Origin of the sequence: Luteipulveratus flavus (genome assembly GCF_029439465.1) — a bacterium.
Taxonomy (GTDB): Bacteria; Actinomycetota; Actinomycetes; order Actinomycetales; family Dermatophilaceae; genus Luteipulveratus; species Luteipulveratus flavus.
The window spans coordinates 1-19,504 of sequence record NZ_JAROAV010000038.1; the positions used below are offsets into that span (position 1 = coordinate 1).

Annotated in this window: 16 protein-coding genes; 10 read left to right on the top strand and 6 right to left on the bottom strand. The window is 72.1% G+C overall.

What is annotated here, in order from left to right:
* Both purL and P4R38_RS15455 read left to right on the top strand, forming a co-directional pair.
* A partial coding sequence (purL, locus tag P4R38_RS15450; protein ID WP_277192952.1) for a phosphoribosylformylglycinamidine synthase occupies positions 1-2,184 on the top strand: 2,184 nt, incomplete at its 5' end.
* A 3-nt stretch (positions 2,185-2,187) separates the two neighbouring features.
* A complete protein-coding gene (locus tag P4R38_RS15455; RefSeq protein WP_277192953.1) occupies positions 2,188-3,030 on the top strand; it encodes an Fpg/Nei family DNA glycosylase in 843 nt (280 codons plus the stop codon).
* Between the two features lie 8 nt (positions 3,031-3,038).
* Here the strand turns inward: P4R38_RS15455 and P4R38_RS15460 are convergent, their stop codons facing one another.
* Positions 3,039-4,589: an SDR family NAD(P)-dependent oxidoreductase gene (locus P4R38_RS15460; RefSeq protein ID WP_409201273.1), complete on the bottom strand. Its 1,551-nt coding sequence runs from the start codon at positions 4,587-4,589 to the stop codon at positions 3,039-3,041.
* 171 nt (positions 4,590-4,760) lie between these two features.
* Between P4R38_RS15460 and P4R38_RS15465 the strand changes: the two genes are divergently transcribed.
* The gene (locus P4R38_RS15465) at positions 4,761-6,086 is read left to right on the top strand and encodes a family 4 glycosyl hydrolase (RefSeq protein WP_277192954.1); all 1,326 of its coding nucleotides are present in this window, start codon (positions 4,761-4,763) and stop codon (positions 6,084-6,086) included.
* A 153-nt stretch (positions 6,087-6,239) separates the two neighbouring features.
* Here the strand turns inward: P4R38_RS15465 and P4R38_RS15470 are convergent, their stop codons facing one another.
* Positions 6,240-7,127, bottom strand: coding sequence for a phosphoribosylaminoimidazolesuccinocarboxamide synthase (locus P4R38_RS15470; protein WP_277192955.1), 888 nt, complete (start codon positions 7,125-7,127; stop codon positions 6,240-6,242).
* An 80-nt stretch (positions 7,128-7,207) separates the two neighbouring features.
* Here P4R38_RS15470 and P4R38_RS15475 point away from each other — a divergent pair, with 80 nt between their 5' ends.
* Positions 7,208-8,611, top strand: a complete 1,404-nt coding sequence (locus P4R38_RS15475; protein WP_277192956.1) for an MFS transporter — start codon at positions 7,208-7,210, stop codon at positions 8,609-8,611.
* On the opposite strand, the gene purD is transcribed toward P4R38_RS15475, so the two are convergent.
* Complete coding sequence (purD, locus tag P4R38_RS15480; RefSeq protein ID WP_277192957.1) at positions 8,601-9,869, bottom strand: phosphoribosylamine--glycine ligase; 1,269 nt, start codon at positions 9,867-9,869, stop codon at positions 8,601-8,603. The genes P4R38_RS15475 and purD overlap by 11 nt on opposite strands.
* Positions 9,870-10,306: 437 nt before the next feature.
* On the opposite strand from purD, the gene P4R38_RS15485 reads away from it, so the two are divergent.
* From P4R38_RS15485 to P4R38_RS15510, 6 genes are all read left to right on the top strand, one after another.
* Positions 10,307-11,350, top strand: a complete 1,044-nt coding sequence (locus tag P4R38_RS15485; protein WP_277192958.1) for a helix-turn-helix transcriptional regulator — start codon at positions 10,307-10,309, stop codon at positions 11,348-11,350.
* A gap of 170 nt (positions 11,351-11,520) precedes the next feature.
* On the top strand, positions 11,521-13,740 hold the full coding sequence (locus P4R38_RS15490) for a HelD family protein (protein ID WP_277192959.1): 2,220 nt from the start codon (positions 11,521-11,523) through the stop codon (positions 13,738-13,740).
* Positions 13,741-13,763: 23 nt separating this feature from the next.
* On the top strand, positions 13,764-14,075 hold the full coding sequence (locus P4R38_RS15495) for a chorismate mutase (RefSeq protein WP_275238469.1): 312 nt from the start codon (positions 13,764-13,766) through the stop codon (positions 14,073-14,075).
* Between the two features lie 70 nt (positions 14,076-14,145).
* Positions 14,146-14,541 carry a VOC family protein gene (locus tag P4R38_RS15500; RefSeq protein ID WP_277192960.1) on the top strand — a complete coding sequence of 132 codons (396 nt, stop codon included), beginning with the start codon at positions 14,146-14,148 and terminating at the stop codon, positions 14,539-14,541.
* A gap of 39 nt (positions 14,542-14,580) precedes the next feature.
* On the top strand, positions 14,581-15,366 hold the full coding sequence (locus tag P4R38_RS15505) for a helix-turn-helix domain-containing protein (RefSeq protein ID WP_277192961.1): 786 nt from the start codon (positions 14,581-14,583) through the stop codon (positions 15,364-15,366).
* Positions 15,367-15,392: 26 nt separating this feature from the next.
* On the top strand, positions 15,393-16,556 hold the full coding sequence (locus tag P4R38_RS15510) for a winged helix-turn-helix domain-containing protein (RefSeq protein ID WP_277192962.1): 1,164 nt from the start codon (positions 15,393-15,395) through the stop codon (positions 16,554-16,556).
* 64 nt (positions 16,557-16,620) lie between these two features.
* On the opposite strand, the gene P4R38_RS15515 is transcribed toward P4R38_RS15510, so the two are convergent.
* From P4R38_RS15515 to lysS, 3 genes are all read right to left on the bottom strand, one after another.
* A complete protein-coding gene (locus P4R38_RS15515; RefSeq protein ID WP_277192963.1) occupies positions 16,621-17,307 on the bottom strand; it encodes a snapalysin family zinc-dependent metalloprotease in 687 nt (228 codons plus the stop codon).
* Positions 17,308-17,446: 139 nt separating this feature from the next.
* On the bottom strand, positions 17,447-17,644 hold the full coding sequence (locus tag P4R38_RS15520; RefSeq protein ID WP_277192964.1) for a hypothetical protein: 198 nt from the start codon (positions 17,642-17,644) through the stop codon (positions 17,447-17,449).
* A 12-nt stretch (positions 17,645-17,656) separates the two neighbouring features.
* Entirely contained in the window at positions 17,657-19,423 is a 1,767-nt protein-coding gene (gene lysS / locus P4R38_RS15525) for a lysine--tRNA ligase (protein WP_277192965.1), read from the bottom strand.
* Positions 19,424-19,504: the final 81 nt, after the last annotated feature.

Here is a 19,504-nt window from a genome sequence, read left to right on the forward strand (position 1 = left end):
GGTGAGGCGCCGGGAGAGTCTCCCTCGACGTCACCCGGTTTCGACACGGGCTCGGCTGGCGCCTCGCCCGGCTCAACCAGCGATGCATCCGGCGGAGTCGTGGAGATGCCGATGGAGGTGCTGCTGGGGAAGCCGCCGCGGATGACGCGCGACGTCACCCGCGTCGACCGGTCCGCGGGCGAGCTCGACCTGGACGGCATCGACCTGCGGCAGGCTGCGTACGACGTGCTGCGTCACCCGACCGTCGCGAGCAAGCGGTTCCTGATCACCATCGGCGACCGGACGGTCGGCGGTCTCACCCACCGCGACCAGATGGTCGGCCCGTGGCAGGTTCCGGTCGCCGACGTCGCCGTGACGCTCTCGGATCTGCACGGCCTCGCCGGTCAGGCGATGGCCACCGGCGAACGGATGCCGCTGGCGTCGGTGGACGGCCCGGCGTCCGGTCGGATGGCCGTCGGCGAGGCCATCACCAACCTGCTCGCCGCCCCGATCACGCTGCGCGGCGTCAAGCTGTCGTGCAACTGGATGGCCGCGTGCGGAGAGCCCGGCGAGGACGCCGCGCTGTACGACACCGTCAGCGCCGTCGCGATGGAGCTGTGCCCGGCCCTCGGCATCAGCGTCCCGGTCGGCAAGGACTCCATGTCCATGCGCACCAAGTGGGAGGCCGACGGCGAGGCGAAGCAGGTGACCTCGCCCGTGTCGCTGGTGGTCACGGCGTTCGCGTCGCTGCCCGACGTCCGCCGCACCCTCACCCCGCAGCTGCGCGGTGGCGGTGGCGACCGGCCCGACACCTCACTCGTCCTGATCGACCTCGGCGCCGAGCACCACCGGCTCGGCGGGTCCGTACTGGCCCAGGTGGCAGGCGAGTTCGGCGGCCAGGTGCCCGACCTCGACGAGCCGGCCCATCTCGTACGCCTGGTCGACGCGGTCAACGCGCTGCGCGCCGACGGACTCGTCACCGCCTACCACGACCGCTCGGACGGCGGCCTGTGGGCGGCCGCATGCGAGATGGCGTTCGCCGGCGGGTGCGGCGTCGAGCTGCTCGGGCTGAGCTCGGTGGCGGAGCTGTTCGCCGAGGAGCTCGGAGCGCTCATCGAGGTCGCCGACGAGCACCTGGAACACGTCCTGGACCGCCTGGAGGCGGCCGGCCTCGGCTACGGGATCAGCAGCGTCGTCGGCGGCCCGGTCGCCGACCGTCGGGTGCGCGTGCAGATCGCCGGCGAGACCGTCATCGACGAGCCGCTGCGGGACCTGGCGCAGGCGTGGGACGAGGTGTCCTGGCGCATCAGCCGGCTGCGGGACAACCCCGAGGCCGCCGACCAGGAGCACGCGGCGTTCGGCGCCGACGAGCCCGGCCTGCACGTCGAGCCGAAGTACGAGCCCACCGACGACGTCGCCGTGCCGTACCTGAACCTCGGCGCCCGTCCGAAGGTCGCCGTCCTGCGCGAGCAGGGCGTGAACTCCCACGTCGAGACGGCGTACGCGTTCGACCGCGCCGGGTTCGACACCTACGACGTGCACATGACCGACCTGCAGCACGGCCGCACGTCACTGGCCGACTACACCGGGCTGGTCGCCTGCGGCGGGTTCTCGTACGGCGACACGCTCGGCGCCGGCGAGGGGTGGGCCCGGTCGGTGCTGTACGACGCCCGCCTGACCGACCAGTTCCACGAGTTCTTCCACCGCACAGGCACATTCGGCCTCGGCATCTGCAACGGCTGCCAGATGTTCGCTGCGCTCGCCGACCACATCCCGGGTGCCGAGGCGTGGCCGCGCTTCACCCGCAACGTGTCCGAGCAGTACGAGGCCCGGCTGTCCCAGGTGGAGGTGCTCGACAGCCCGTCGATCTTCTTCTCCGGCATGGCCGGCAGCCGGCTGCCGATCGCGGTCGCGCACGGTGAGGGCTTCGCGGACTTCTCCGCGCGTGGCGACCTTGCCGCGGTGCACCGGGCCGTGCGCTACGTCGACGGCCACGGGAAGGTCGCGGAGGCGTACCCGGCGAACCCCAACGGCTCTCCTGACGGCCTGACCGCGGTCACGACGCCGGACGGCCGCTTCACCGCGATGATGCCGCACCCCGAGCGGGTGCAGCGCAACGTCCAGATGTCGTGGACCAGCGGGCCGGTCGAGCAGGAGAGCCCCTGGCTTCGGATGTTCCGCAACGCCCGGGTGCACGTCGGCTGACCGATGCCCGAGGGACACGTCACGCACCGGATCGCCGGTGAGATCACGCGCTCGTTCGGAGGGCGGCCGGTGCGCTCGACGAGTCCGCAGGGCCGGTTCGCCGACGACGCAGCGCTGTTCGACGGGCGCGTCCTCGACCGGGCGGACGCCTGGGGCAAGCAGATGTTCGTCGCCTTCGAGGGTGTCGAACGGCAGGTCAACATCCACCTGGGGCTGATCGGCAAGTTCTCCTTCACCGCGGACGCCGAGCCGCCGGTGGTCGGTGAGGTGCGGTGGCGCTTGTCGACGGACGAGTCCCCGATGACCATGGACCTGCGCGGCGCGACCGTCGTGGCCGCCCGTACGCCGGAGGAGATCTCGGCGATCATCGCCCGGCTCGGGCCGGACCCGCTCCGTCCGGACTCCGACCCCGAGGTCGGCTGGACGCGAATCCGCAAGTCCGGCAAGGCGATCGGCGCGCTGATGATGGAGCAGACCATCTTCGCCGGCGTCGGCAACATCTACCGCGCCGAGGTGCTCTTCCGGCACCGCATCGACCCGTTCATGCAGGGTCGGTTCCTGCGGCGCCCGGAGTTCGAGTCGATGTGGGACGACCTCGTCGAGCTCATGCCGCTCGGCGTGCGGGACGGCCGGATCGACACCGTCCACACCGAGCACACCCCTGAGGTGATGGGGCGCCCGCCGCGGGTCGACAAGCACGGCGGCGAGGTCTACGTCTACCGGCGCGAGGGACTGCCCTGCCTGGCCTGCGGCACTCCCGTCTCACGCACCGAGCTCGCCGGTCGCAACCTGTTCTGGTGCCGCCACTGCCAGCCGCGCTCGCGCCGCCGCAAGGCGAGCACGTAGCGCCGCGCTCACCACGGGCTGGGTTCGTAGTCCTTCACGAAGCAGCCGTAGAGGTCCTCACCGAGCTCGCCCCGCACGATCGGGTCGTACACGCGGGCCGCGCCGTCCACCAGGTCCAGCGGCGCGTGCCACCCCTCGGCCGCGATGCGCAGCTTTTCCTCGTGCGGGCGCTCGTCGGTGATCCAGCCGGTGTCGACGGCGGTCATCAGGATCCGGTCGGTCTCGAACATCTCGCCCGCGGACGTGCGGGTGAGCATGTTGAGCGCCGCCTTCGCCATGTTGGTGTGCGGGTGTCCGGGACCCTTGTAACGACGGGAGAACTGGCCCTCCATCGCCGAGACGTTGACGACGTACGCCCGGCGCGCGCCTGCCTCGACCGCGGCGCGCAGCGAGGGCCGCAGCCGCGAGATCAGGATGAACGGCGCGGTCGAGTTGCACAGCTGGACCTCGAGCAGCTCCAGCGGGTCGACCTCCTGCACGCGCTGGGTCCAGGAGTTGTTGCGCTGGGTGTCGGGCAGCAGGCCGCCCGCGTCGACGGCGGTGCCGGCCAGGTGCGCCTCCAGACTGGCGTGACCCGCGCTGAGCGCGAGCGCCGTCATCGACGCCGCGTCCTGCGCGGCGAGGTGACGGGCCTGCGCCTCCTCGGCGCTCTCGTCCTCGTGGTGGGCGACTGCGTGCTGGCGGAACGTGCCGATCAGCGCGGCCGGGTGCGCCTCACTGATGCGGTCGAACGTCACGACGTCCGGAAGGGCGAGACCCGTTGGCAGCGGGGCTGATTCGAGCTCGACGAGACGGCTGTACGCGCCCGGCGACCGGCGTACGGTCTGAGCTGCGTTGTTGATGAGGATGTCGAGCGGACCCGCGGCGGCGACCTCGTCGGCGAGCGCGACCACCTGGGTCGGGTCGCGCAGGTCGATGCCGACGACCTTGAGGCGGTCGATCCAGTCGGCCGAGTCCTCCTGGGCCGCGAACCGGCGCACGGCGTCCCTGGGGAAGCGTGTCGTGATGGTGAGGTGGGCGCCGTCGCGCAGCAGCCGCAGCGCGATGTACATGCCGATCTTCGCGCGGCCGCCGGTGAGCAGCGCGCGGCGGCCGGTGAGATCGGTGCCCTGGTCGCGCTTGCCGTGCGACTTCTCGGCGCAGTCGGGGCACAGCCAGTGGTAGAACGCGTCGACCAGCGTGTAGTCGGCCTTGCAGATGTAGCAGCCCCGCGGGTTGAGGAGCTCCCCGGCGTACGCCTCGCGCGTGCGCGGCGCGAGCCGGATGCCGTGCGTCTCGTCGTCGATGCGCAGGGGCGAGCCGGTGGCGGTGGCCTCCAGGATCGCCTGGTCGTGCTCGAGCGCCGGCCGCTTGGCCTCACGGCGTCGGGCCTTGCGGATCTGCTTGTACATCCGCGCGGAGGCCCGCTTGACCGCCTGGATGTCCGGGTGGTCCGGCGGCAGGGTCGGCAGCTGCTCCAGCACCCGTAGGGCGGTCGCGAGGTCGTCGGGCGCGATGCCGTCGGTGATGGCGACGTCGGCGTCCGGCCGCGCTTCCGGAAGGGTGGTCTGTGCAGTCACGCCGGGATCGTAGATGCCAACGGCGCTCACGGCGAAAGACGGGCTTCCTGAGCATCTGCTGGAACCCCCGTCATGGTCCGGATCGGCCTGGGAGACTTTCGGTGATCACAAGAGAGAAGCAGAGGCCGGGCATCGCCCCGCTGACCTCGGCGGTGGACGACGAAGGCACGTATGAAGCTCTGCATCATCGGCGGCGGCAGCTTCCGCACCCCTGAGCTGTACCGCCGACTGCAGGAGTCGCCGCTGTCGGGCATCGTCACCGAGGTCGTCCTGCACGACCCGGACGTCAAGCGCCTGCTCGTGACGGACCTCGTGCTCTCTCAGCTGCGGGTGTCCGCGAACGGTCCGGCGGTGCGCACCACCACCAGCCTCGAGGACGCCGTGGTGGGTTCGTCGCTGATCGTGGTGACGATGCGCGTGGGCGACCTCGACGGTCGTACGGCCGACGAGCGCATCGCCCTCGACGCCGGGCTCCTCGGCCACGAGAGCATCGGCGCGGGGGGCATCGCCAGCGCGCTGCGTACGGTCCCGGTCGCCGTCCAGGTCGCCGCGACGATCGAGGCGCTCGCCCCGAACGCCTGGGTCGCCAACCTGACCAATCCGGTCGGCATCGTGACCGAGGCGATGCAGTCGGTGCTCGGCGACCGGGTGATCGGCGTGTGCAACGCGCCGTCCGAGCTCGGCCGCCGCGCCGCCCGCGCCCTCGGGATCCGCACGAACGAGTTCGAGTACGTCGGGCTCAACCACCTCGGCTGGCTGCGCACCTTGCCGCTGGGCCGCACCGACGTCCTGCCGGCGCTTCTCGCGGACTCCAGCCGGCTCGGTCGCACGGTCGAGGGACGCACGTTCGGCGTCGACTTCCTGCAGGACCTCGGCATGATCCCGAACGCCCAGCTCTTCCCCTTCTACTTCGCCCGTGAGTCCGTCGCCGCCCTGCGCGGCGCCATCGAGACGCGCGGTGAGTGGATGCAGTACCAGCAGCAGCGCTTCTACCAGCGCGTGTACGACAACCCGCGGCACGCGCTGCGGCAGTGGGAGCTCGTCCGCAACGAGATCGACACGTCGTACGCGCGCGAGGCCGACAAGGACGGCCGGGTGGTGCCGATGGGCGAGACCGCGATCGGGTACGCGGACGTCACCGTCGCACTGCTGTCGGCGCTGGTCACGGGCTCGCCGGCGCGCGTGGTGCTAGACGTCCGCAACGCCGGCACGCTGCCGTGGCTGCCCGACGACGCCGTCGTCGAGGTGCCCTGCACGGTCGACGGTCGTGGCCCGAGGACGGTACGCGTCGCGCCGCTGACCGGGCACGCCGCCGGGATGGTGCACCAGGTGAAGGCGGTCGAGCAGCTGACCATCCGCGCCGCGCGCGAGGGCTCCGAACGGTTGGCCCGCCAGGCGCTGGCGCTGCACCCGCTGGTCGACTCGGTCAGCGTTGCCCGCCGGCTGCTCGACGCCTACCGCGCGCGCATCCCGTCCCTGAACGCCGTCTTCGCCTGACCGACCCGCCGCCCGGCAAAAGCTGACGGCGAGCACACGCATACCTGTGACGACGACGAACTTTCGCCGGCCTCCCGGCAAAAAGTGGCAGCGAGCACACGCATACCTGTGCCGACGACCAGCTTTTGCCGCTGTGGCTCGGCGGCGGGTGGGTCAGAAGGTCTGACCGGTGAGTGCCTCGTAGGCCTCGATGTACTTGGCGCGCGTCCGCTCGACGACCTCGTCCGGCAGAGCGGGCGGCTCCTCGCCCGACCCCTTGTCCCAGCCGCTCGCGTCGGAGGTCAGCCAGTCACGGACGTACTGCTTGTCGTACGACGGCTGGGCGCGACCCGGCTCCCAGCCGGCCGCGGGCCAGAACCGCGACGAGTCGGGCGTCAGCACCTCGTCGGCGAGCACGACCGTGCCGTCGGCGCGGTAGCCGAACTCGACCTTGGTGTCGGCGATGAGGATGCCGCGCTCAGCGGCGATCTCGTTGCCGCGCGCCAGGATTCGGCAGGTCAGGTCGCTCAGCACCGCGGCCCGGTCCGCGCCGACGAGGGCGACGACGTCGTCGTAGGAGATGGGCTCGTCGTGCTGGCCGGCCGGTGCCTTGGACGACGGCGTGAAGATCGGCGCCGGCAGCCGGGACCCGTCGACCAGGCCACCCGGCAGGCTGAGCCCGGAGACGGTGCCACTCGCGCGGTACTCGTTCAGGCCGCCACCGGTGAGGTAGGCGCGAGCCACGCATTCGACCGGAGCCATGTCGAGACGCTCGACCAGCACGGCGCGGCGCGCGACCGCCTCGGGCACATCGGTGGAGACGACGTGGTGGGGCACGAGATCGGCGAGCCGGTCGAACCACCACAGTGACATCTGGGTGAGCACCGCGCCCTTGTCCGGGATCTCCGAGGTGAGCACGTGGTCGTACGCGGAGATGCGGTCCGAGGCGACCAGGAGCAGCTGGTCCTCGCGCGGGCGGCCGTCGGCGTCGAGGGGCGCGTACAGGTCGCGCACCTTCCCGGAGTAGACGTGGGCGTATCCAGGGAGCTCCAACGGCGTCATGGCGGGATTCTTCCAGCCCGTCCGGCGCCCCGGTCACCGCCCTTGACCTCAAGTCGGCTTGAGCATCCAGAGTGGCGCGGGTGACCGCCACCGAGACGCCGCCGTCCGCATCCGCCGCAGGTGAACCCGCCCGCCTGCTCTCGGCGACGTACCTGCCGTTCGCGGTGGGCGCGGTCTCGCTGGTCACCCTCGGTGCGTTCGCAAACCGCGCGACGGGCACCGTGCTCCCGGTCGTCGCCGAGGACCTGGACGGCCTCGCGCTGTTCGGCGCCGCGAGCGCCGCTCCCCTCATCACCTACGTCGTCTCGACCGCGGTCGCCGGCGCCCTGAGCGACCGGGGCGGTCCGACCCGGGTGCTTCGCATCGGCGCGGCAGTGTTCGCGGTGGGTCAGCTGCTCGCCGGACTGGCGCCGACGATGCTCGTCCTCGTCCTGGGACGGCTGCTGTCCGGCTTCGCCGAGGCGTTCCTGGACATCGGCCTCACCGTCCTGATGGCTCGGGCACTGCCGGAGTCGTTGCGGGCCAAGGTGTTCGCGACGTTCGCAGCCGCCTGGGTCCTCCCGTCTCTGGTCGGCCCGGCCCTCGCCGGCACCATCGCCGATCACGTCGGCTGGCGGGCGGTCTTCCTGCTCGCCGTGGCTCTGCTGGTGCCGGTGTTCGTCCTGCTGCTGCCGTCGATGCGCCGTACGCCCGTCGAACCACTCGGCGCCTGGTCCGGCCGGCAGCGCACGGTGGCGCGCAACGCGGCCGGCGCAGCGGTCCTGCTCGCCGTCCTGACCGCCGCCGGGTCCGCGTCGGGGACGCGCTGGGCTGCTGCGGCCGTGATCGGCATGGCCGCGGCGCTGGCCGGTCTCGTCCGGCTCGTGCGGCGGGTGCTCCCGGACGGCACGCTGACGGGGACGGCCGGCATCCCGGCGGTCACGGCGTCCCGCGGTCTGGCCGCCGCGGCGTTCAGCACGGCGGGCTCGTTCCTCCCGCTCATGCTGACCAAGAGTCAGGGTCTCCGCCCGGCGCTCGCCGGCATCACCCTGACCCTCACCGGGGTCTGCTGGGCGACCGGATCGGCCCTGCACAGTCTCGACGTCGTCCAGCGGCGGGTCAGCCCCACCACCCGGCTACGGATCGGGTTCGGTGCGATCACGACCGGCCTGGCCGGGCCTGCCCTGATCGCCGCCGACGTGCTCCCGCTCGTGCCGGGACTCGCGCTCTGGGCGCTGGCCGGTCTCGGCATGGGTGTCGCATCTCCGACACTGTCCACCCAGATGCTCGCGCTGTCCGAGCGCGGTGAGGAGGGCGCCAACAGCGCCGCGTCCAACATGGCCGCCTCGCTGGCGGGCGCCGTCGGCGCAGCGCTCGGTGGTGCTCTCGTCGCCACGCGGGCCGATCACCTCAGCGGTGGGGTCTTCACCGTGATCATCGCCGTCGCGATCGTGTTCGCAGCGCTCGGCCTCCGCCTCGCCCCGCTGACCGGCGTCAGACGGTGACCTCGCCCCGCTCGGCCTTCAGCGCGATGTCGCGGCGGTGGTGGGAGCCGCGCAGCTCGATGCGGTCGACCGCGGCGTACGCCCGTTCGCGCGCCTGGGCGAGGTCCTCGCCGAGGGCGACGACCGACAGGACCCGTCCGCCGTTCGACACGAGCACGCCGGCCTCGTCCGTCGCCGTGCCCGCGTGCAGCACGTCCGCGTCCGTGACCTGCTCCAGGCCGCTGATCGGGTCGCCGCTGCGCGGAGCCACAGGGTAGCCCTCGGACGCCACGACGACGGTGACCGCGGTGTCCGGACGCCACGCCAGCGGCGGATGGTCGACCAGGGCGCCCAGGGCCGCCGCGTGCAGCAGCCCGCCCAGCGGGGTCTTCAGCCGCGCCAGGACAACCTGCGTCTCCGGGTCACCGAAGCGCGCGTTGAACTCCACGACCCGCGGGCCGCGCGAGGTCAGAGCCAGGCCGACGTAGAGCACGCCGGTGAACGGCGTGCCACGACCGCGCAGCTCGTCCACGGTCGGCTGCGCCACCCGCCGGACGACGTCGTCGACGAACCCTTCGGGCAGCCACTCCAGTGGCGAGTACGCGCCCATACCACCGGTGTTCGGGCCCTCGTCGTCGTCGGCGACCCGCTTGAAGTCCTGCGCCGGAGCGAGCGGCACGACGGTGGTCCCGTCGGTGATACAGAAGACCGACACCTCCGGACCGTCGAGGAACTCCTCGACGACGAGGGAGGAGCCGGCGTCCAGACAGGCCTGCGCGTGCTCGATCGCCGCGTCGATGTCGTCCGTGACCACGACGCCCTTACCCGCTGCCAGCCCGTCGTCCTTCACGACGTACGGAGCGCCGGTCGCGTCCAGCGCGTTGGTCACCTCGTCGAGGGTCGCGCAGACGTACGAACGCGCGGTCGGCACGTCGGCGGCCGCCATGACGTCCTTCGCGAAGGCCTTCGAGCCCTCCAGCCTGGCCGCCTCGGCCGACGGTCCGAAGCACAGGATGCCGCGCTCGCGGACCATGTCGGCGACCCCGGCGACGAGCGGTGCCTCGGGGCCGACCACGACCAGGTCGGCACCGACCTCGGCGGCGAGATCGGCAACGCCGGCACCGTCGAGCAGGCCTGCGGGGAGCGGGCGGCAGTCGGCGACGAGCGCCATCCCGGGGTTGCCGGGTGCCGCGACGACCGCGTCCACCTCAGGGTCTGCGGAGAGCCCCCGCACGATCGCGTGCTCGCGGGCTCCGGTACCGATGACAAGGATCTTCACGGCCCCGAGCGTACGGACACCCCGAGCGACCTGCGACGCCGACGGGAGGACGAGGCGCGACCAGGACGACGCGCGTTGCGGCGACGATGCCCGCTCGGCGGAGCCTGCGACGCCGACGGGAGGACGAGGCGCGACCAGGACGACGCGCGTTGCGGCGACGATGCCCGCTCGGCGGAGCCTGCGACGCCGACGGGAGGAGGAGCCGCAACAAAGAAAGCAGGGACGGGCCCTCCCGGAAGTCAGGGGGGAGGTCTCCCGGGAGAGCCCGTCGTACGAGCAACAGGGGTCAGCCACGGGGGTCGGCGACACGTCCAAGATTGCTCGACCGGCCCTGAGGACCGGCAAGATCAAATATTGCACGACTTGGTGGGCGGGAGCCATCCAGGTGTGTCGGACTACAGTCAACGTCGGAAACCCGCCACGTGAAGGAGGTCACGGTGTCGCACCCGTGGACCGAGTCGGAGGACGCCCGTCCGGCCCAGCGGCGCGGCCTCGGGGAGCTGCTCGGCAGCGACCTCACGGCCAACCTCTACCTCGCGCTGCTGCGCCGCCCGACGTCCACCGAGGCCGACCTCGTGGACGCCCTCGACGCGCGGCCCGACGAGATCGCCGCCGCGCTGCGCAGACTGGAGTCGGGGCGGCTCGCGCGGCGCATCGACGACGAGCGCTGGGGTGTCTTCCCGCCCGAGCGGGCTCTCGCGTCGTACGCGTCCCGGCTGGAGGAGCGTGCCCGGGCGGTCCGGTCCACGATGACCGGTCTGACCCGGCTGCACGAGACCAGCCTGGCGGCGCACTCCCGGGCGGTGGACATCCCGATCGGCGTGAAGCTGCTGCGGACCCTCGATGAGATCCACCAGGCGATGAACCAGCTGTTCGCCGGCGCCCAGGACCACGTGGTCTCGATGCGCCGGGGCTCCCCCCGGGTGCTGTCGATGCTCGACGCGTCGATCGAGACGCACGAGGAACCGGTCTTCAACGGCGAGGGGCGCGAGCTGGGGCTGCGTGTGACGTTCGACTCCTCACTGCTCGGCCACCCGAACCTGCACGCCGCCGTGTCCGCGCGCCACCGGCTGGGCGACCAGATCCGCTTCTACAACCAGGTGCCGTTCACCGCGACGGTCTCCGACGACGGGGTGACGGTGGTCGACATCGACAACCCCGACGGCACGATCGTCGGCCTGCTGATCACCCATCCCGGGGTGAGCGCGTCGATCCGGCGCGCGATCGACACCACCTGGCAGATGGGCGTGCCGTGGCGCGGCAGCACCGAGGCCGCCGCGCTGCCCACCGGTGCGCTGGACGAGAAGGACCTCGACATCCTCACGCTGCTCACAGCCGGTGCCGCCGACACGACGATCGCCCGGCAGCTCGGCATCTCCCAGCGCACGGTCGAGCGTCGGGTCCGGCGGCTGCTGGAGCAGCTGAATGCCTCGTCGCGGTTCCAGGCGGGCGTCCAGGCGTGCAAGCGCGGGTGGATCTGAGGCTCGTGCGGCGCGGGTGGGAATGAGGTCGTTCGCCTCGACGTCACCGGATCGCCATCGGCAGGCCGCCTCCGCCCGCCGGGACGGCGAGCCCCGCCGCAGACGGACGAAGTAAACTCTCCCGTTCGTCCGTGTCTGCGGACGGCATCCGATCATGGGGGCATGGGAGCGTGACAGCACAGCGCACGGACGGTCCGGCCGTCCCACCGGAGGTCGCGGCCGAGGTCGCGTTCGAGCAGGCGCACGTCGACCGCGTGTACGCCGAGCTCGCCAAGGCCGGTGCCCGCGTCAGCCTGGTGGAGGCCGAGGGCCTCGCACGCGGGCGTACCGACCGTACGGGCGTGGCGCGTGACGAGGAGATCACCGGGCTGTTCGAGCGGGACGCGCTCATGTTCAGCGCCGGCCGCCGTCGCGCCTCGCTGGAGCAGCAGTACGAGGGTCTGGTCTTCGGCCGCCTCGACCTCGAGCACGGCTCCGACGACCGCGCCGACCGCGAGATCCGCTACATCGGACGTATCGGTGTGCGCGACGACGAGTACGAGCCGCTGGTCATCGATTGGCGGGCGCCCGCCGCGTCGGCGTTCTACCAGGCCACCCCCGTGGAGCCGATGGGTGTGCTGCGGCGCCGCGTCCTGCGCTGCCGCGATGCCGTGGTGCTGGGCGTCGAGGACGACCTGATGGTGCCCGAGGCGCCGGAGGACATGGTCATCGTCGGGGACGGCGCGCTGATGGCCGCGCTCACCCGCACCCGTGGCGCGCAGATGCGCGACATCGTGGCGACCATCCAGCGCCACCAGGACGAGGCGATCCGTGCCAGCGCCCGCGGCATCACCGAGATCACCGGCGGCCCCGGCACCGGCAAGACCGTCGTCGCCCTGCACCGCGCCGCGTACCTCCTCTACTCCGACCGGCGCCGCTACGAGGCGGGCGGCATCCTGGTCGTCGGCCCGTCCGCGGCGTACACCGCCTACATCGAGCGGGTGCTGCCCTCGCTCGGCGAGGACACCGTCACGCTGCGATCCCTCGGCGACGTCGTCGACGGGACTACCGCCGTCCGGCTCGACAGCCCGGACGCGGCCCGGGTCAAAGGCTCGCTGACCATCCGGCAGGTGCTCTCCCGCGCCGCACGGGACGTCGCGCCGGACGCCGCGAGCCGGCTGCGGACGATGGTCGCCGGCCACCCGGTCCGCATCGACCGCCAGCAGCTGCAGCAGATCCGCCGCCGCGTGCTGCGCAACCACCAGCACAACCTCGGCCACGACGCGGTCGTCGACGCGCTCGCCGAGGCCGCCTGGCAGCAGGTCCGCCCGCACGCCGCGACCCTGGAGAAGGCCGAGTTCGTCGACCGGTTCGAGGACCACCTGGAGGTCGAGGCGTTCGTCCGCGACTGGTGGCGGCCGATCGACGCGCGCGAGGTGCTGCTCTGGCTCGCGGACGCCGACCGGGCCGCGCGGTACGCCCAGGGCGTGCTGCCCGACGCCGACGTCCGGGTCCTGCAGGAGTCGATGGCGGAGGCGCTGCAGACCGGGCAGTGGAGCGTCGCGGACATCGCCATGATCGACGACGTCGCGGCCCGGCTGGGCCCGGTGCAGGAGCGCGAGCGCGAGGAGCGCGGCTTCTACCAGATCGAGGAGCTGGACGGCCTCGGCGTCTCCGAGCTCGAGGTCACCGGCTCGCGGCAGCAGTCGGCGGAGGTTGCGTACGAACGCAACCCCGCGGATGTGCGAGAACGGTTGCTGTACGGGCGGATCGGCAAGCCGGAGGAGTACGCCCACGTGCTGGTCGACGAGGCGCAGGACCTCTCCCCCATGCAGTGGCGGATGGTCGGACGTCGCGGCCGGTACGCGTCGTGGACGGTGGTCGGTGACGCCGCGCAGTCGTCGTGGCCGGTCGAGAGCGAGGCCGCCACGGCTCGCGAGGAGGCGTTCGGCAGCAAGCAGCGCCAGCGCTTCCACATGACCACGAACTACCGCAACGCCCGCGAGATCTTCGACTACGCCGCCGAGGTCATCCGTCGCGAGGTGCCGGACGCCGACATCCCGGATGCCGTGCGCGAGACGGGCGTCCACCCAGTCGTGTCGACCGTGTCCGCGACGAACGTCGCCGACGCGGCCATGGACGCGACCAAGGGACTGCTCGACGAGGTCGAGGGAGCCGTCGCGGTCGTCGCGCCAGCACGCTGGCGCGAGCGACTCGGGCACGTCCCGGACCTCGCCCCGGGCCGCGTGCTGCTGATCGACCCGATGTCGACCAAGGGCCTGGAGTACGACGCCACGGTCGTCGTCGACCCGGCCGAGATCACCCGCGAGTCGCCGGGCGGCATCCGGGTCCTGTACGTCGTGCTCACCCGGGCCGCGCACCGGATGACCGTGCTGGAGGTGGCGCCGTGAACGAGCCGACCGCCCACGACCACCTGGCCGCCGAGTCGCCGTCCCCGGAGTCGACGCACGAGGTGCTGGCGGCGTACCGGCAGTCGATCGACAACATCGACGCCGCCCTGGTGCACATGCTGGCCGAGCGGTTCAAGATCACCCAGGCCGTCGGGCGGTACAAGGCCTCGCACGACCTGCCGCCCGCCGACCCGGCGCGCGAGGACGAGCAGATCGCCCGGCTGCGCGCGCTGGCGGGCGCGGCGCAGCTGGACCCGGAGTTCAGCGAGAAGTTCCTGCGGTTCGTGATCGACGAGGTCATCCACCACCACGAGCGCATCCGCGACGACGCCTGAGCGGCGGCCGCCGGCCAGGCGTGCCGTTTCGTCCAAGCCGGGCGACGACGGCCGGGTGCATCGTGGAGTCATGGCAACCACGACACGTACCGACACCAACATCTGGCCGCTGCTGCCCGCCGCCGACGCGGTGGCGCTCCGCTCCTGGCTCGCCCGCATCGGCTTCGACGAGGGCGTGCTCGTCACGAACGACGACGGCAACGTCCAGCACAGCGAGATGCTGTGGCCCGAGGGCGGCCGCCTGATGGTCGCCACCGCGGACCCGACGAACGACCACCACCGCGGCGGCCCCGGCAGCGCGTCGATCTACGTGGTCGTGGGCGATCCGGACGGCGTGCACCGGCGCGCCCGGGATCTCGGCGCCGAGATCGCCCGGCCGCTGGAGGACACCGACTACGGCTCGCGCGGCTTCACCGTCCGCGACCCCGAGGGGAACAGCATCAGCTTCGGCACGTACTCCGGCTGATCCGGACGAGCGTCGGGAGTCACGCGTTACCGTCGAGGGGTGGACGAGTACGTCGAGTACGCGATCCCGGCGCCCCTGCGGCCGTACGTCGCGGCGATCTCCGGCTACCACCTGTCCGGGTACCGGTCGGGCACGCACGTCGGGCTGCCGTCGGCCTCTCTCACCTGCGTGTTCGACTTCGGCGACGGGCTGGACCTTTCCGGGATGAATCTGGCTGCGCCACAACGGTTCTCGACGACCACGGCCGGCCTGTACGCCGGCCCGGTGACCATCCATCACGACGGTCACCAGCACGGCGTCATGCTCATGCTGACGCCGCTCGGCCTGCGCGGGTTGTTCGGGACGCCGGCGGCCGAGCTCGCCGGGACGGTCGTCGAGCTCACCGACCTCCTCGGCCGCGACGGCGCCCGGCTCGCCGACCAGGTCCGCTCCGCGCCCGGCTGGACCGGTCTGGACGTCCTGGGCGATGCGTTGCTGCGCCGCCTGCCTGAGCACGGTCCGGACGACGTCGCCGCCCAGGTCTGGTCGCGGGTCCGCCGCGGCGGTGGCGCGGCGACCGTCACCGAGCTGGTGCGCGAGTCCGGGTGGTCCGAGCGGCACCTGCGCAACGCGACCCGGTCCGCGTACGGCGTCGGTCCGAAGATGCTCTCGCGGCTGCTGCGGTTCGAGCGGTCGGTCGAGCGAGTCCGGACCGGGACGCGACTGGCCGACGTGGCCGCCGTCTGCGGGTACGCCGACCAGGCCCACCTGGCACGCGACTGGCGCGAGCTGGCCGGCCGCTCGCCGTCCGCGTGGCTACGCACTGAGGAGTTCGTCCCGGCCTGACGGTGGACGCGGCTAGCGTTCGGCCCATGCGCAGCGCGGTGGTCATCAGTCCGGAGCAGGCACGGCGCATCTGGTTGCACGCCCAACGGCTCGACGAGCGCGCGCCGTTCGGCAGCGGTCCGGAGGCCACCCGGGCGGCGGTGGAGCACCTCGGCTACGTCCAGATCGACACGATCAACGTCATCGAGCGCTGCCATCACCACATCCTGTGGAGCCGCATCCCCGAGTACCGGAGGACCGACCTGCGCCACGTTCAGAGCGCCGACAAGTCCGTCTTCGAGTACTGGACGCACGCGCTCGCGTACATCCCGACGGAGCACTACCGCGACTTCCTGCCGGACATGCGGGCCCAGCGCACCGCCGGTGTCCCGAAGTGGATGAGCACCATCACCGAGGACGACGTCCGGCGCGTGCTGCGGGTGCTGCGCGTCGAGGGGCCGCTGACGATCCGCGACTTCAAGGACGACGTGCTCGTCGAGAAGACTCACCTGTGGGCGAGCCGCAAGCCGTCGAAGGCCGCGCTGGAGCTCGCGTTCGCGCGGGGTCAGGTCACCGTCAGCGCCCGCGACGGGATGGTCAAGACGTACGACCTGCCCGCCCGGCACTTCGGGTGGGAGCAGTCACCACGGCCGGCCACCGCCCGGCAGGTGCACACCTACCTGCTCGACCGGGCGCTGCGCGCGCAGGGTCTGATCAGCATCGACTCGGCCTGCTACGGGGAGCGCCCTCCCGTCAAGGCCGCCGTGCGAGCGCTGGTCGACGCGCGGGTCCGGCGTCGGCAGCTGGTGCCCGTCACCGTCGAGGGCCTGGAGAAGGTGCCGCACTGGGCCGAGCCCGCCGTCCTGGACGCGCCGCCCGAGCCGGCGGCCGACCTCGTCCACATCCTGTCGCCGTTCGACCCGCTGGTGATCCAGCGCAAGCGGCTCGCGGCGTACTTCGGGTACGACCACGTGTTCGAGGCGTACGTGCCGAAGGCGAAGCGGCTGTACGGCTACTTCGCGCTGCCGGTCCTCGTCGGGGACGAGGTGGTCGCGGTGCTCGACCTCAAGACCGCCCGGGAGCAGGGGCGGCTGCTGGTGCAGCAGTGGACCTGGGTCGGGCCGGGCGCGACGACCGCGCGCCAGGCGGCGTACCGCGCGGAGATCGAGGCCGAGCTGGAGCGGTTCGAGCGGTTCCAGCTGGCCCGCTGACCGACCGGCGCACGCGGACGGGCCCGGTCGCACCAGGTGCGACCGGGCCCGCAGACCGGCGGTGTCAGCCGACCTTGTTGAACGCCGCCTTCGTGACGCCGGCCGTGAAGCCGTTGCGCCACAGCGAGTTGACCTTCGACCGCTCGGTGGAGTTCGGGTAGACGTTGGTGCAGGACGGGCCGGGGCCACCACCGGACATCAGCTCCGAGCAGGGGCCTGAGTAGTGGTCCGGGAGGCCGAGCACGTGCCCGGTCTCGTGGGTGATGATCCGCAGCGTGTAGTACTGCCGGGCCTGGGTGTAGTCGATGAGGATGTACCCGCTGCCGTGCCCGTTGGTCGAGGCGTACGAGCCGCGGGAGTCGTTGCCCTCGTAGTAGCGCAGCGTCGCGCGGCTGGAGTCCTCCACCAGGCGCACGTTCGTCACGCTGCTGTTCCACACACTCGCGCCCTGCCGGATCAGGCTGCGGTAGGTCGGGGCGTTCGCCGTGGAGAAGTACACCGTCGTGGCGGCCAGCGTCGAGGAGGGCTTGCTCGCGCTCGCCGACCGCACGGCCTGCGCGAGCTGCTGACGCAGACGCGCGTTCTGGGCGTCATCGCGCGAGCCCGGGACGTACCCGGAGAACGAGCCCGAGCCATGGACGGATGCCGAACCCGGCGCGGCTGCGCCCGGTGCGGACGACCCGGCGACGGGGGCGACGGAGAGCAGGGCGCCGACGGCTGCAGCGGCGGAGGCTTTCAGGAACGTGGACATGTGGATCCCTTCCCAGTGCGAGGCCGCCGATCGGCGGTTGCCTCCGAAACCTAGGGACGGGTTGGCCCAGCGCTCCTGAGCTCTGGGTCAGGGAACGGCATGGCTGAGCCAAGCGAGACCAAAGATTCTCCGCTGCCGGCTATTTCACGGTGAACATCCGGTCATGGCTGCGTGTCGGACTGGTGTCGCGTCGTCGCCTCCACACGAGCATCCGTACGCCCGCGCCGAGGGCCGCGCCCCACAGCACCGCGAGGATCGTCACCGCGGACCAGCCACTCGGCACCGGGCCGTTGAGCGGGGCCGCCCAGTGCCGTCCGACCGGATCAGTGGGGTCCACCCATCACCGCGCTCAGGGGGTGAGGAGCTCGCGGACGCGCTCGGGTCCGACGGCGAGCAGCAGCGTCGGCAGCCGCGGACCGGTGTCCTTGCCGATCAGCAGGCCGTAGAGCAGCGTGAAGAACGACCGCTGCTCCTGGCCGAGCGCCGCCGCGGTCTCGGGGTCGGCCTTGCGGTCCGGGCGGAAGTCCGCCGGCTTGCCCTGCACGACCTTCGGCACGGCGTACACCTGGTGGGTCAGGCCGTCGAGCGTCCACGAGCCCTCGATCGGCGCGAGGTCGGAACCGTTGCCGTCCAACAGGATTCGCAGGCCGTCACGCTGCTTGTCCGACAGCGCGCCGAGCGTGGCGGAGTCGGGCTCGGTGCGGACGACCGTACGGTCCTCGGGCGTCATCTGCTGCTCGACCCAGGCGGTCGCGCGGTCCAGCCGCGGGCGCAGCTCGTCCAGGGACGTCACCGGGTCGGCCGGGTCGAGGGCGGACAGGATGCGCAGCGTCTGCTCCTCGTCCCCGGTCGTGATGTCGACGACGGAGACGATGGTGCGGTACGGCAGCGGGTGCGGCGTCAGCGGCAACGTCGCCTCCGCGGTGGAGGTCGCGCGGGTGTACGCGGCGATGTCGCCTGCCTGGGCCGACTCACCGGAAACCTTGCGCACCAACGAGTCCCACTCGTCGTACATACGCTGGATCTCCGCGTCGAGCGCGATGTCGAACGCCTGGTTCGGGCGCTTGCGGGCGTACAGCCAGCGCAGCAGCGGCGCCTCCATGAACTGCAGCGCCTCCACCGCAGTCGGCACGCCACCGCGCGAGGAGGACATCTTGGCCATGCCGCGGATGCCGACGAACGCGTACATCGGGCCGAGCGGACGCTCCCACCCGAAGATCGGCGCGAGCTCCTTGCCGACCACGAACGACGAGCCCGGCGACTGGTGGTCGACCCCGGACGGCTCGAAGGTGACCTTCTCGTACGCCCAGCGCATCGGCCAGTCGACCTTCCACACCAGCTTGCCGTTGCGGTGCTCGCGCAGCAGCACGGTCTCGGTGTGGCCGCACTGACAGGTGTAGGTCATCTCGGTGGATGCGTCGTCGTACGAGGTCACCGTGGTGAAGTCGGTGCCGCACGCCGAGCAGTACGGCTTGTACGGGTAGTAGCCGCCCGCGCCGCTCGACCCGTCGTCCTCCGCGGCAGCACCGGAGCCCTCGGCCGCCTCGGCGGCGGCGAGCTGGTCGTCCTCGCTGAGCTTCTGCTGCTGCTTCTGACCGGTCTGCTTCGGGAGCGTGCGGTACTGGCCCAGGACCTTGTCGATCTCGGACCGCTGCGACATCGCGAAGAGCACCTGCTCGACGTACGCGCCGGAGGTGTACTGCGCGGTCTGGCTGATGCCCCGGTAGGTGATGCCGAGCTGGGCCAGGCCGTCCTCGCACTGGGCGCGGAAATGGGCGGCCCACGAGTCGTACGGAGACCCGGCCGGCGGCGGTACGGACGTCAGCGGCTTGCCGATGTGCTGCGCCCACGACTTGTCGACGCCCGCGACGTTCGGGACCTTGCGGAAGCGGTCGAAGTCGTCCCAGCTGATGATGTGCTCGGCCTCGACGCCGCGGCGGCGCACCTCGTCGGCCACCAGGTGGGGCGTCATCACCTCACGCAGGTTGCCCAGGTGGACCGGGCCCGACGGGCTGATCCCGGAGGCGCACACGACCGTGGTGCCCCGCTCCTTCGCGACCGCGATGGCCTCGTCCGCGAGTCGGGCCACCCAGTCATCCAGCTGCTGCTCCGTCACGACCGGTCAGTCTAGGACCGGCGCCTGCCGCCCTCCGAATCGATCCCGCGGACGCCGGCCGAGCCCGCCCCGGTGGTCCGA